The 13400-nt window shown below is 63.1% G+C and carries 14 protein-coding genes; 13 read left to right on the plus strand and 1 reads right to left on the minus strand.

Features of this window, described 5'->3' with window-relative positions; genetic code table 11:
* Window positions 1-33: 33 nt before the first annotated feature.
* From GGR30_RS00385 to GGR30_RS00420, 8 genes are all read left to right on the plus strand, one after another.
* Window positions 34-1119, plus strand: coding sequence for an ABC transporter ATP-binding protein (locus tag GGR30_RS00385; protein WP_183481006.1), 1086 nt, complete (start codon window positions 34-36; stop codon window positions 1117-1119).
* 42 nt (window positions 1120-1161) lie between these two features.
* Window positions 1162-1368: a twin-arginine translocase TatA/TatE family subunit gene (locus GGR30_RS00390; RefSeq protein ID WP_138749742.1), complete on the plus strand. Its 207-nt coding sequence runs from the start codon at window positions 1162-1164 to the stop codon at window positions 1366-1368.
* Window positions 1369-1411: 43 nt separating this feature from the next.
* On the plus strand, window positions 1412-1975 hold the full coding sequence (gene tatB, locus GGR30_RS23620) for a Sec-independent protein translocase protein TatB (protein ID WP_183481010.1): 564 nt from the start codon (window positions 1412-1414) through the stop codon (window positions 1973-1975).
* The gene (tatC, locus tag GGR30_RS00400; RefSeq protein WP_183481013.1) at window positions 1972-2814 is read left to right on the plus strand and encodes a twin-arginine translocase subunit TatC; all 843 of its coding nucleotides are present in this window, start codon (window positions 1972-1974) and stop codon (window positions 2812-2814) included. The genes tatB and tatC overlap by 4 nt, the downstream gene beginning before the upstream one ends.
* A 108-nt stretch (window positions 2815-2922) precedes the next feature.
* Window positions 2923-4206 (plus strand): serine--tRNA ligase, encoded by a 1284-nt coding sequence (gene serS / locus GGR30_RS00405; protein ID WP_183481016.1) that lies wholly within the window; start codon window positions 2923-2925, stop codon window positions 4204-4206.
* An 8-nt stretch (window positions 4207-4214) separates the two neighbouring features.
* Entirely contained in the window at window positions 4215-4970 is a 756-nt protein-coding gene (gene surE, locus GGR30_RS00410; RefSeq protein WP_183481019.1) for a 5'/3'-nucleotidase SurE, read from the plus strand.
* Window positions 4971-4986: 16 nt separating this feature from the next.
* Complete coding sequence (locus GGR30_RS00415) at window positions 4987-5640, plus strand: protein-L-isoaspartate(D-aspartate) O-methyltransferase (RefSeq protein ID WP_183481022.1); 654 nt, start codon at window positions 4987-4989, stop codon at window positions 5638-5640.
* 167 nt (window positions 5641-5807) lie between these two features.
* Window positions 5808-7328: a peptidoglycan DD-metalloendopeptidase family protein gene (locus GGR30_RS00420; RefSeq protein ID WP_183481025.1), complete on the plus strand. Its 1521-nt coding sequence runs from the start codon at window positions 5808-5810 to the stop codon at window positions 7326-7328.
* 39 nt (window positions 7329-7367) lie between these two features.
* On the opposite strand, the gene GGR30_RS00425 is transcribed toward GGR30_RS00420, so the two are convergent.
* A complete protein-coding gene (locus tag GGR30_RS00425; protein WP_246413481.1) occupies window positions 7368-8237 on the minus strand; it encodes an ATP-binding protein in 870 nt (289 codons plus the stop codon).
* A 221-nt stretch (window positions 8238-8458) separates the two neighbouring features.
* On the opposite strand from GGR30_RS00425, the gene yajC reads away from it, so the two are divergent.
* From yajC to GGR30_RS00450, 5 genes are all read left to right on the plus strand, one after another.
* Complete coding sequence (gene yajC / locus GGR30_RS00430; RefSeq protein ID WP_183481027.1) at window positions 8459-8809, plus strand: preprotein translocase subunit YajC; 351 nt, start codon at window positions 8459-8461, stop codon at window positions 8807-8809.
* A 168-nt stretch (window positions 8810-8977) separates the two neighbouring features.
* On the plus strand, window positions 8978-11548 hold the full coding sequence (gene secDF / locus GGR30_RS00435) for a protein translocase subunit SecDF (RefSeq protein ID WP_183481030.1): 2571 nt from the start codon (window positions 8978-8980) through the stop codon (window positions 11546-11548).
* Between the two features lie 4 nt (window positions 11549-11552).
* A complete protein-coding gene (locus GGR30_RS00440) occupies window positions 11553-11939 on the plus strand; it encodes an Mth938-like domain-containing protein (RefSeq protein ID WP_183481033.1) in 387 nt (128 codons plus the stop codon).
* 37 nt (window positions 11940-11976) lie between these two features.
* Window positions 11977-12828: a squalene/phytoene synthase family protein gene (locus GGR30_RS00445; protein WP_183481036.1), complete on the plus strand. Its 852-nt coding sequence runs from the start codon at window positions 11977-11979 to the stop codon at window positions 12826-12828.
* 128 nt (window positions 12829-12956) lie between these two features.
* On the plus strand, window positions 12957-13379 hold the full coding sequence (locus GGR30_RS00450) for a hypothetical protein (protein ID WP_183481039.1): 423 nt from the start codon (window positions 12957-12959) through the stop codon (window positions 13377-13379).
* The last annotated feature ends 21 nt before the right edge of the window (window positions 13380-13400 follow it).

The raw sequence follows: 13400 nt of genomic DNA on the forward strand, positions 1-13400 counted from the left end.
GGAACCGGCCGTATCGCAACTTCTGGAGCGACGATGAACCTTCAGGCGCTGAACCTGGGCGCGAGCGGCACGGCCGCCCGATTGCGTTTCGAGCATATCCGTCACGGCTATGGCGGGCGCGACGTCGTTCGCGACGTGTCGCTGACGGCGTTTCCCGGCAGGGTGCTGTGCCTTCTGGGACCGTCCGGATCCGGCAAGAGCACCTTGCTCAGGATCGCGGCCGGGCTAGAAGTGCCGCGCGGCGGGCGGTTGCTCATCAATGACGTCGAGGTCAGCGGCCCTCACGCTTTCCTGCCGCCGGAGCAGCGCGGCGTCGGCCTGATGTTCCAGGATTTCGCGCTCTTTCCCCATATGACGGTCGGCGCCAATGTCGCCTTCGGACTGACGCATCTGTCGAAGGCAGGCCGTCAAGCGGCGGCGGGGGAAGCCCTGGCACGGGTCGGGCTTGCCGGCTACGAGGGCAAGTATCCGCATATGCTCTCAGGCGGCGAGCAGCAGCGCGTGGCGCTTGCCCGCGCCGTCGCGCCCAAGCCCTCCGTGCTGTTGATGGATGAACCGTTCTCCGGCCTCGATTCGCGGCTGAAGGACCAGGTGCGGGCCGACACCCTGGCGGTTTTGCGCGAGACCGGCGCGACGGTGGTGATCGTGACCCATGACCCGGAAGAGGCGATGGGCATGGCCGACCAGATCGCGCTCTTGAAGGATGGCGAACTGGTGCAGACCGGCAGCGCGCGCGACCTGTTCCTTCATCCCGGCAGCGTTTTCGCCGCTTCCTTTTTCTCAGAAATCAACCGGTTCGAGGCGGTCGCCCGCAACGGTCTCGTCGAAACGCCGTTCGGCACCCGCCGCGCTCCTGAAAACGTGACCGCGGGCGAAGTGACGCTTGCCGTGCGGTTCAGCGACATCCGCGTCGCCACGGTGGAGCAGCCGGGCGCGGTGCCGGCCAGCGTCATCGACCGCCGCTATCTCGGCACTTCGGAGCATCTGACGCTCGCTTTGGAAGAGGGCGGAGCGACGGTGGAAGCGAGCATCAGCGCCGGCATGCTCGCCGAAGGTATAAGCCGAGTTTTCCTGTTTGTTGCCGAAGACGCGATTTTGATGTTTGAAAAACAACCGTAAACACCTTACACCAGATACAAAGTGGTAACAGGAGAATTGGCCATGGGTAATCTCGGTATCTGGCAGTTGCTGATCATTCTCGCGATTGTCGTCCTGCTGTTTGGCCGCGGCAAGATCCCCGAACTGATGGGCGATGTCGCAAAGGGCATCAAGAGCTTCAAGAAGGGCATTTCCGACGAAGACGAAAAACCGTCGGACAATGACAAGACCGTCGAGCACAGGGCAGACGAAAAGACCAAGCAGGGCTGACACGGTGTCGGACAGCCTTGCGGCTGTCTGCAGGAGAATGTGAATGCTTGATATTGGCTGGACGGAGCTTCTGGTCGTCGCGATCGTGCTGGTCGTCGTCGTCGGCCCGAGGGAGCTTCCGCATGTCCTGCGGACCTTCGGCAAGACCATGACCAAGATGCGGCGCATGGCCACCGATTTCCGTTCGCAGATGGACGACGCGCTGAAAGAGGCGGATATGGAAGACGTTTCCTCCGCCATTAGGGATGTGAGAAAACTCAATCCCGCCAATCAGTTGCGTGATGCCGTCAATCCATTGCGTCAAACGGCCCGCGATATCCAGTCGGATCTGAAGACCTCGACCTCGCTCGAAAACAAGCCGAAGACGACGACGTCCGACAAGCCGGACCTGCCAAAGGCTTCCTATCCGACGCCCGGCGCGCAGCCGGCCTTCACGCCGGAGAACGTCTTCCAGAAGGCCGTTCGAAAGGACGAGGAACAGGCCGCCGAGCTTGTATCGAAGCGTCAGGATGACGGGTTGATGAGCCGACGTCCCGGCTACAGGGGAACGGCGCGGCCGACGAAATCAAGCAAGGGACGCTCAGGCGGGCGGAGGAACGGCCGATGAGCGCCGATGAGAATATCGACGACAAGCCGCAGCCGCTTGTCGAGCATCTGATCGAGCTTAGAAAGCGGCTGGTGTGGTCGCTCGCCGCCTTCTTTGCCGGTTTCCTGCTCTGTTTTGCCTTTGCCAAGGACCTCTTCAATCTGCTGGTCCTGCCCTATAAATGGGCGGTGATCTGGTCGGGGCTGGACCCGGACAAGATGCAGCTGATCTATACCGCGCCGCAGGAATTCTTCTTCACCCAGATCAAGATTTCGCTGTTCGGCGGCCTGCTGATCGCCTTTCCGGTGATCGCCTTCCAGGTCTACAGTTTCGTTGCGCCGGGGCTCTACAAGAACGAGCGCTCGGCCTTCCTGCCGTTCCTGGTTGCCTCGCCGATCCTGTTCATCATCGGCGGCGCGATCGTCTACTTCTTTCTCATTCCCGTTGTCATGCTGTTCTTCCTCGGCATGCAACAGACGCCGGAAAGCGGCGAGGTCGCGATCTCGCTTCTGCCCAAGGTTTCGGAATATCTGAGCCTGATCATGTCGCTGGTGCTGGCCTTCGGGCTGGTGTTCCAGCTGCCGGTCGTGACCACGCTTCTGTCGCGGGCGGGCCTCGTGACCGCGGAATGGCTTGCCAAGCAGCGCAAGTTCGCCATCGTCATCGCCTTCATCATCGCCGCCGTTCTGACGCCGCCGGATCCGCTCTCCCAGCTTGGCCTGGCGCTGCCGACCGTACTGCTCTACGAAGTGGCGATCTATGCCGCCAAGCTGGTCGAGCGCCGGCGGAAGGAGGAGCAGGCCGAGGCGGCGAGCGAGGAAACGCCGCCGGAGGACACGCCGCCAGGGGACGAAACTTAGGCGATATCCTGAAAGCGTGTCTTGCGCTTTGAAGATGAGTTGGGCACAAGAGGGCCGCTGACGCAGACGCGCCGGCGGCCTTTTCTTCGTCATGGGAAAGCAGGAACGATGCTCGATATCAAATGGATTCGCGAAAACCCCGAAGCGCTGGACGCAGCCCTTGCGACGCGCGGCGCCGCACCGCTGGCGGCGGAGGTCGTCGGACTTGACGAGAAGCGCCGCTCCGTTCTGCAGCGCCTGCAGGAAATGCAGTCCCGCCGCAACGCCGCCTCTAAGGAAATCGGCGCGGCGATGGGCAAGAAGGACACCGCGCTTGCCGAAAAGCTGAAGGGCGAGGTCGCCGAGATCAAATCGGCCATGCCGACGCTCGAGGAAGAGGAACGCTCGGTCAGCGCCGCCCTCGAAGAGCTTCTGTCGGGCATTCCGAACGTTCCGCTGGACGATGTGCCGGTCGGCGAGGACGAGGACGACAACATCGAAATCCGCAAATGGGGTGAGAAGCCGTCGTGGAACCATGCGCCGAAGGAGCATTACGAGATCGGCGAGGCGCTCGGCGGCATGGATTTCGAACGCGCGGCCAAGCTATCCGGTTCGCGTTTCACGGTTCTGACCGGGGCTTTCGCGCGGCTTGAGCGGGCGCTCGGCCAGTTCATGATCGACATGCACACCGAAAAGCACGGCTACAAGGAAGTCAGCCCGCCGCTTCTGGTGCGCGATGCGGCCCTTTATGGCACCGGCCAGTTGCCGAAATTCGCCGAGGACCTGTTCAAGGCGTCGGAAGACCGCTGGATGATCCCGACCGCGGAAGTGCCGCTCACCAATCTCGTCGCCGGCGACATTCTTGCCGCCGAGACGCTGCCGCTACGCTATACCGCGCTCACTTACTGCTTCCGCTCGGAGGCGGGCTCTGCCGGCCGCGATACGCGCGGCATGCTGCGCCAGCACCAGTTCCTGAAATGCGAGATGGTGTCGATCACCGACGCCGAGACCTCGCTTGCCGAACTGGAGCGGATGACGTCGGCCGCCGAGGACGTGCTGCAGGCGCTCGGCCTGCATTACCGCGTCGTCGCGCTTTCGACCGGCGACATGGGCTTTTCCGCCCGCAAGACCTACGACATCGAGGTCTGGCTTCCCGGTCAGGATACCTATCGCGAGATTTCCTCCTGCTCGGTCTGCGGCGATTTCCAGGCGCGGCGCATGAATGCGCGCTACCGGGCAAAGGACGAGAAGGCCACGCGCTTCGTCCATACGCTGAACGGTTCGGGCGTGGCGGTCGGTCGCGCGCTGATCGCCGTCGTCGAGAACTATCTGAACGAAGACGGTTCGGTGACGATCCCGGAGGTTCTCGTCCCCTATATGGGCGGCAAGACCAAGATCGAAGCCGGGGAGTGAGCCGCGACATGCGTATTCTGCTGACCAATGACGACGGCATTCACGGCCCCGGCCTTGCCGTGCTCCAGAAGATCGCCGCGGAACTCTCCGACGATGTCTGGACCGTCGCTCCTGAAACCGACCAGAGCGGTCTTGCCCATTCGCTGACGCTTTCCGAGCCGCTTCGGTTGCGCCAGATGGGCGAAAAGCAGTTCGCGCTGCGCGGCACGCCGACCGACTGCGTCATCATGGCCGTGCGCGAGGTCTTGCCGGACGCGCCGGATCTGATCCTGTCGGGCATCAATTCCGGCGCCAACATGGCCGATGATGTCACCTATTCCGGCACCATCGCCGCGGCAATCGAGGGCACGCTTCAGGGTGTGAAGTCGATCGCGCTCAGCCAGACCGGGCGCTATGACAATGGCCGCTATTTCCCCTGGGAAGTGGCCGAGCGTCACGCCTTGCCGCTGATTCGCAAGCTCCTGCCGCTGGAACTGCCGGAAGGCACGTTCTTCAACCTCAACTTCCCGTGCTGCACGCCGGAAGAGGTCCAGGGCGTGCGGGTGACGACGCAGGGCAAGCTCGAATCGGGTCTTTCGGTCGAAAAACGCACGGACGGGCGGGGTCTGCCCTATTATTGGCTGACGTTCCGCGAGCGGCTGAGCGCCTTTGACCATGACAGCGACCTCAACGCGATCGGCGAGAACCATGTCTCGGTGACGCCGCTGAAGCTCGACTTGACCGATCACGCGGTTCGCGACAGGATCGCCGAAGCGCTTGCGTAAATGACGAGGTTGGACGGTGGCGACGAAGCTTCAGGAACGTGAGGGGTTTGCCGCCCTGGTGATGCGGCTGAGAGCGAGCGGCGTCACCAATCTCGATCTTCTTTCCGCCGTGGAGGCAACGCCGCGCACTGCCTTCACGCCCTCGCACATGTCGCCCTATGCCTATTCGGGGCGGTCGATCCCGATTGAATGCGGGGCCTTCATGGAAGGCGCGGATCTTGCCATCCGCCTGATCGATATCCTCAAGGTGAAGCCCGGTCAGCGCGTTCTGGAAGTCGGGACAGGTTCCGGCTACACCGCCGCCATCATGGGGCGGATCGCCGAGCGGGTGCTGAGCGTGGAACGCTACCGCACGCTTGCCGATCTCGCCCGCAAGCGCATGGCAGACCTCGCGCTCAAAAGCGTGGTCGTGCGCCAGGCCGACGGCCGCGAGGGCTTGAGCGGCGAGGGGACCTTCGACCGGATCTTCTACACGGTGGCCCTGCCTGAAATTCCGCGCGCGCGCGTCGAACAGCTCGTCTCCAACGGGGTGATCATGGCCCCGCTGATCCGCGAGGGAGCGCCGCCGCTGATGGTGCGCATGACGCGGATCGGCAGCCGCTTCGAACGTCAGGACCTGTTCGAGGTTCCCTATCTTCCTGTCGAGCGCGGCCTTTCGAAAGCGCTGTAAGGCCCTTCCAAGCCGGCCGTTGCGCCCTGCCATGCATGCCGCCTTTCCGGCGTCCCGATCCCCCTTCAAACTGATTTTCTGCATTGTCGTCCGCGCCTTAACCGCACGGTAACTCTGTTAGGGTTAAAAACGGTGCAGTAAAGAGTTCAAGCGTACAGGGTCGGTTCATGCGTATTTCAGGTGTGCCGGAAGGCGGCAAGGCAACACAGCGTATTCTGCTTGTTTCCGCGTTGGCGGTCATGGCGGCAAGCTGCAGCTCGCAGAGCGCGCGGCTCGGCAGCAATCCCGATACGATGACGACGGGTTCAGTTTCCGGCGTCCCGCAATACCAGCAGATGGTGCCCCCGGAAAATGTCGGAACCGGCGGTTACCAGGCGCTTCCTTCACAGAATTCGGCGGTCGTCAGCCGCCAGCCGATCAACACCGCGACCACCGCGGGTTCTGGCGCACGCATGGCGACCACGCCGGTGGCGGTGCAGAGCGGAAACCTGCCTTCGCCGCAGCCGGTCCAGACCGCGGCCATGACCCAGCCCGCCAATCCTTCCGCAACCTATAGCCAGCAGCAGGCCACCGTCGGCGCGCCGAGCAACCTTCCGTCGCGCACGCAGGATGTCGCCACCAAGCGGGTGATGATGCGCTCCGACGAGACGCTTGCCGCCTTTGCTGCCCGCAACGGTGCGAGCGAACAGGACATCCTGCGGCTGAACGGGTTGACGAGCCCCTCGCAGGTGCGCGCCGGCCAGGTGCTGCTCGTGCCGCTGGTCTCAAGTCAATCATCCGCTGCCAAGGCGACCGCCGAGGCACAGGGCCTGCCGCCGGCAGCGCCGGTGCCGACGCCTTCCAATACGCCCGACCAGCGCGTCGCCGTGCTGCCGACCACGCCGAGCAGCCGCGAAAAGCAGAGCACCGGCGCAAGCGCGACGTCGTCCGCTTCAACCGGCCAAAGCGGTGACGGGCGAACGCCCGCCAGCGGCAATGTCTATACCGTCAAGAGCGGCGACAGCCTCTACACGATCGCCAAGGCCAACGGCGTGACCGTCGATTCGCTGAAGGCGGCCAACGGTTTGACCTCGTCCAATATCCGGATTGGCCAGAAGCTCGCCATTCCGACCGGAGGCGCCGCGCCGGCCCAGCCCGTGACCCCGGTGCAGACGGCAGAAAAGCCCGCGCCGCAGCAGACGCAGCAGAAAAGCGCTGCCTCGGGCAATCCGAAACCCTACCAGCCGCCGGCGGCCGAGGAGCAGGAAGTCGTCGTCCAGGAAGTCGCCGTGCGCTCCGATGCCGGCGAGGCCGTTCCGGAAGGCACCGGCATCGCCACCTATCGCTGGCCGGTCAAGGGTGCTGTCGTGGTCGGCTTCGGCCAGCCGGACGGCGACGATCTCTCCGAGGGCATCGACATTTCCGTGCCGCAGGGCACGCCGATCAAGGCGGCGGAGAACGGCGTCGTCGTCTATGCCGATGACGGCCTGTCCGACTACGGCAACGCCATCCTCATCCGTCACGACGACGGCCGCGTGACCGTCTACGGTTATGCCGAGGAGTTGAAGGTCAAGCGCGGCGATAGCGTCCAGCGCGGCCAGACGATCGCCACCTCCGGTATGACCGGCAAGGCGACGCGTCCGATGGTCCACTTCGAAGTCCGCGACAACACCAAGGCCGTCGACCCGATGCCCTACCTCAACGGTTGATGCTCGGGCAGGGCAGGGCTTTCCTGCCCGACCTCTGCCTCAGCCAGCCAGGTGTTTCCTCTGTCGCCCCGCAACATCCTGAACGAACTGCCAGGCGACGCGGCCTGATCGGCCGCCGCGCGTCGTGGCCCAGGTCAGCGCTTCGGCGTGAAGCGCTTGCCTACCGCCTTCAAGCCCGAAATGGGCGGCGTAACCGTCAATCATGGCGAGATAGTCGTCCTGGCTGCACTTGTGGAAGCCGAGCCAGAGGCCGAAACGATCCGACAGCGAGACTTTTTCCTCGGTTGCTTCCGAAGGATTGATCGCGGTCGAGCGCTCGTTCTCGATCATGTCGCGCGGCATCAGGTGCCGGCGGTTGGAGGTGGCGTAAAGCAGTACGTTTTCCGGCCGTCCTTCCACGCCGCCATCGAGCGCCGCCTTCAGGGACTTGTAGGCCGCGTCGTCGTGATCGAAGGAGAGGTCGTCGGTGAAGAGCAGGAACCGGTATTGCGATCCCTTCAATATCTCGAGAAGCGCGCCGAGCGAGCCGATATCCTCCCGGTAAAGCTCCACCAGCTTCAGCTTCATCGTGGGCTTTTCCGCGATTTCGGCGTGGATTGCCTTCACCAGCGAGGATTTGCCCATGCCGCGCGCGCCCCACAACAGCGCGTTGTTGGCCGGAAAACCCTCGGCGAAGCGCAGTGTGTTTTCATGCAGGATGTCGCGCACATGGTCGACGCCGCGTATGAGCGGGAGGGGGATGCGGCTGGGGGCGACGACCGGCGAGAGATAGCGCTCCTCCGGCTTCCAGACGAAACAGTCGGCGGCATCGAGGTCGTTTTCGCGCGGCCGGACTGGTCCCATACGCTCCAGCGCGTCGGCCAGGCGTCTGACTTCGGCGATCAGCGCGCTTTCGGATGTCTTGTCCAAGTCTGCACTCCCATGACTTTGAAAAAAGAGGCGTTATGGCGCACAGCTTTTCGGTTTTTGCCGCGCTTGCAAGGTCGAAATGACGGTAAAATGATCGCTACCCCCCAAAAAGCACCCTTGTTTTTACGGCTGTTGTTGCATTGAACTGGCCTCCGACTATATACCGGCGACACATCCAAGGGGCATGAGCCCCGTTCATGGTCTGAGGAGTTGTAGACAACATGTTTAGCACGGCTTACGCCCAGGCAGCGGGCGGCGCAGGCGCGATGGGATCGGGTCTCGAAATGATCTTCCTGTTCGTGCCGTTGATGGCGATCTGGTACTTCCTGCTTATCCGTCCGCAGCGTCGTCAGGCCAAGAAGCGCCAGGAAACGCTGGCCGCCATTCGTCGCGGCGATCAGGTGGTCACCGGCGGCGGCATCGTCGGCAAGGTCATCAAGGTGGTCGACGACACCGAGCTCGAAGTCGAGATTGCCGAAGGCGTGCGGATCCGGATCATGCGCAGCTATGTGTCCGAAGTTCGCGTCAAGGGTGAGCCGGTCAAGACCGAGGAAACCAAGCCGAAAAGCTGATGCGCATTGAGCCGGCCCGGTATCGCCCAGAAAAAGCGATATTGGGCCGGTAACGCGTCATGGCATGCCTAGCCGGGACTGCACTGTCCCGATCGGCTGGCAGAGAACAGAAAGGGCGATGCCGCTGGGCGTCGCCTGCTTCGTGAAAACCGACGAACCGAGACCTCCATGCTGTATTTTTCCCGTTGGAAGACCCTATTCATCTGGCTCGTTGTGGCGCTTGGGGTGGTCATTGCCATTCCCAACGTTCTCAGCGACCAGCAACTGGCAAAGCTTCCGGGATGGATGCCAGACAGCAAGGTCACGCTGGGTCTCGACCTTCAGGGCGGTTCCTACATCATGCTGCAGGTCGATCGCAGCGATATCGTCACCGACCGCATGAACACGCTGGTCGACGATGTCCGCGCCGATCTGCGCGAGGCGCAGGTGCGCTATACCGGTCTTTCCGGTTCTGGGCAGACGGCGCAGGTGCGCATCACTGATCCGGACCAGTATGTGACTGCGGAAGAGGCGCTGCAGCCGCTCGCCGACTATGTCAATGCCGGTACGCTGAACGGCGGCACCTTCCAGGAAGTGACGATCGATGACGACGGCACTGGGCTGATCCGGCTCGCACTGACCGAGCAGGGGATCGATTATCGCATGCGCTCCGCCGTGCAGCAGTCGATCGAGGTCATCCGCCGCCGCGTCGACGAACTCGGCACCACCGAGCCGCTGATCCAGCGCCAGGGCGACGATCGCATCATCGTTCAGGTGCCCGGTCTCGATGATCCGCAGCGTCTGAAGGCGCTCCTGAACAAGACGGCGAAGCTGACCTTCCACATGGTTGACACATCGGTCAATCCGCAGGACGCGATCGAGGGCCGCCCGCCGGCAGGCGACGAAGTGCTCTACTCGATGGACGATCCGCCGGTTCCTTATGTGATCGAGAAGCGCGCTCTAATTTCCGGCGAGGACCTGGTTGACGCCAAGGCCGCCTTCGACCAGCGCACCAACGAGCCTGTCGTCAACTTCCGCTTCGATTCGCGCGGCGCTCAGCGTTTTGCCCAGGCCACACAGCAGAATGTCGGCCGTCCCTTCGCCATCGTGCTCGACGACCAGATCGTGTCCGCGCCGGTGATCAACGAGCCGATCCTCGGCGGTTCGGGGCAGATCTCGGGCAATTTCACCGTGCAGGGCGCCAATGACCTGGCCGTGCTGCTGCGCGCCGGCGCGCTGCCGGCAACGCTGACCGTTGTCGAGGAGCGCACTGTTGGCCCGAGCCTCGGCGCAGATTCGATCCGCGCCGGCGTTCTCGCCTCCGTCATCGGTGCAGGCCTCGTCGTCGTCTTCATGGTCGCCTTCTACGGCATGTTCGGCGTGGTCGCGAACATCGCGCTGTTCTTCAACATCGTGATGCTGATTGCCCTGTTGAGCATTATCGGCGCGACGCTGACGCTTCCGGGCATTGCCGGCATCGTGCTGACGATCGGCATGGCGGTCGATTCCAACGTGCTGATCTATGAACGCATCCGCGAGGAGCGGCGGCGCAACGGCCGCAGCGTGGTCCAGTCGGTCGATGCCGGTTTCCGCAAGGCCTTTGCCACCATCATCGACGCCAACCTGACGACGCTGATCGCCGCCGTGATCCTGTTCTTCCTCGGCTCCGGCCCGGTGCGCGGCTTCGCCGTGACGCTTGCCATCGGTATCCTGACCACGATCTTCAGCGCCTTCTACCTGACGCGTTTCATGATTTCCGAATGGGTCCGCCGCCGTCGCCCGAAGGAACTGCCGAAGGGCATCCGCACCGGCATGTTCGACGGGATCAATTTCTCGTTCATGAACTTCCGCAGGATCTCGTTTGCCGCATCGGCCATCCTGACGGTCGCCTCGGTCGTCGGTTTCGCCACCCACGGAATGAATCTCGGCATCGATTTTACCGGCGGTTCGGTCGTTCAGGTGGAATCGAAATCCGGCCCCGCCGATATCGGCCAGATCCGTTCCGATCTGAACAATCTCAATATCGGCGCGGTGCAGGCTCAGGGCTTCGGTTCCGACAAGGACGTGCTGATCCGCGTTCCCGCGCAGGACGGCGGCGCGAATGCCGAACAGAGTGCGATTTCGAAAATCCGGACGTCGCTTGAGAGCAGCTATGATTTTGTCCGCGTCGAGGTTGTCGGTCCGGTCGTCTCCGGCGAGCTGTCGCGCTCGGCCACGATCGGCGTTCTGGCGTCGCTGATCGCGATCCTGATCTATATCTGGTTCCGCTTCGAATGGCAGTTCGCCGTCGGCGCGATCATCGCGACCGCGCACGACGTGCTCCTGACCATCGGTATCTTCGTGCTGACGGGCGTCGAGTTCAATCTCACCAGTATTGCGGCGGTGCTGACGATCGTCGGCTATTCGCTGAACGATACGGTGGTGGTCTATGACCGCGTGCGCGAGAATCTCAGGCGATATCAGAAGATGCCGCTGCCGGAACTGCTCGACATCTCGATCAACCACACGCTGTCGCGCACCATCCTGACGGCGCTGACGACGATGCTGGCGCTTGCCGCGCTCTATCTCTTCGGCGGCGAGGTGATTCGATCCTTTACCTTCGCGATGCTGTTCGGCGTGGCGATCGGCACCTATTCCTCGATCTATATCGCGGCGCCGATCCTGATCGCCTTCAGGCTCCGCCCCGATACCTTCCAGAAGAAGGACGAGGAGAAGAAGGATACGCCGCCGGAAGAACACGGAACGGTGACGGGGATCTGATCTGATGGCGCGTGGCATCGAGATCCGCGAGGCGCATTTTCCCGGAAAGGCGCCGATCGACACCTATGGCAATGGCGGCTTCCGCTTTGCCGACATGTCGCATCGCGGCTCTCTCCTGTGCGTGCCGTCCGGCATCCACGGCTGGGACGTGACCGCGCCGGAGGAGATGAGCATTGCCGCCTTCGAGCGGGTGCTGGACCAGGCCGACGAGATCGAGGTTCTGCTGGTCGGAACCGGTCTCGACATGGTGATCCTGCCGAAGCCGTTGCGCGAGGCATTGCGGGCGAAGAAGATCGTCGCCGATCCGATGAATACCGGGGCGGCGGTCCGGACCTACAATATCCTGCTCGGAGAAGAGCGCGCGGTCGCCGCCGCGCTGATTGCCGTTTGACGCGAGGAACGGCCTCAACCGCACTGGAGCAAGGCGCGTGACCGATCACGCCGAAACCGAAACACTTCTGCTTGCCGAACTGCGCGAGGCCGACCGCGACCGCTATCTGGCCGCGCTGCTTTCGCCCGCGGACAAGCGACAGGCCCTTGTCGCTCTTTATCTTTTCAATGCCGAGCTTGCCCGAGTGCGCGAGCGCGTCAGCGAGCCCCTGCCGGGCGAGGTCAGGCTGCAATACTGGCGCGATCTGCTTGAGGGTGCCGACCACGGCTCGACGGCGGCCAACCCGACGGCCGCGGCGCTTCTGGAGGCGATCGAAACGCATCACCTGCCGCGCGACCCGCTCGTCCGCATGAGCGAGGCACGGATTTTCGATCTTTACGACGATCCGATGGGCGCGACGTCGGAATTCGAAGGCTATGCCGGCGAAACGGCGTCGGCGCTCATTCAACTCGCAAGCCTCGTGCTTGATCCAAAGTCAGCCGCTGCAAGCGCCACGGCCGCCGGTCATGCCGGCGTGGCGCAGGCCGTGGCCGGTTCGATCCTGCTGCTGCCGCGCCACAGGGCCGCCGGCCAGGTTTTCGTGCCCACGGAGATCCTCGGCGCCACGGGGCTTGATCGGGAGAGCTTCCTGATTGCCAGCGATCGCGAGCGGGTCGGCAATGCGATCCGCGCCTTCGCCGCCTTTGGCCGGTCTCACCTGGAGAAGTTCCGGGCGGAGGGCCCGGTCGCAAAAACACTTGCGCCGGCCTATCTTCCTATGTCAGCCTTGGAGAACATTCTTGTAAAGGCCGAGGCTTTGGGGGAAAATGCATTGGAACATACGGTGCGGCCTTCGCAGTGGAAGCGGCAGCTTGCGATGATGCGCTCTTTGCTGTTTCGTAAGTTTTAACAGGTATGTTGAAGCTCTAGCGCAGGCTTGCGGGCCGCTTCCGGCCGATCTTGTGGAATATTATCCCTCAGAAGCATTCCCGCGGGACATCGGGCCCCACGCGTCGCAACGGGAGAGGAAACTGGCGAATGGAAACTTGGGTATGGCTTCTCGTCGCCGTGGTCGCCGCCATCATTGCCTACTATTTCTTCGGACGGTCGAAGGCGCAAAATTCTGATGGCGGATTTTCCGTCGAGGAAGCCAATGGCTGGGCGCATCGGGAATTCAACCGCAGCTATCCCGATGAGCGGGTTACCGCCGTCATCGGCGATACGGAGCTTGAGACCTTCTTCCTGAGACTGGCCGATGGCAAGGTCGGCATGTATCGCTCGCGGCGCGGCAAGGGCCAGGCGATCATCGTCCGGCAGGCCGAATATCGCCTGCGCGCGCTTCCGGAGGCGAACGGCCTCCAGGTCGACTTCCCCGAAAGCGATTTCTTCAGCGGCAATTATCATTTCCTGACCGAGCAGGAAGCGGCGGACGTCTCGACCTGGATGTTGAACGCCCGCTGAGCTTTGCCGTTCAAGCCTGCG

This window comes from Martelella radicis, assembly GCF_014196625.1.
GTDB lineage: Bacteria > Pseudomonadota > Alphaproteobacteria > Rhizobiales > Rhizobiaceae > Martelella > Martelella radicis.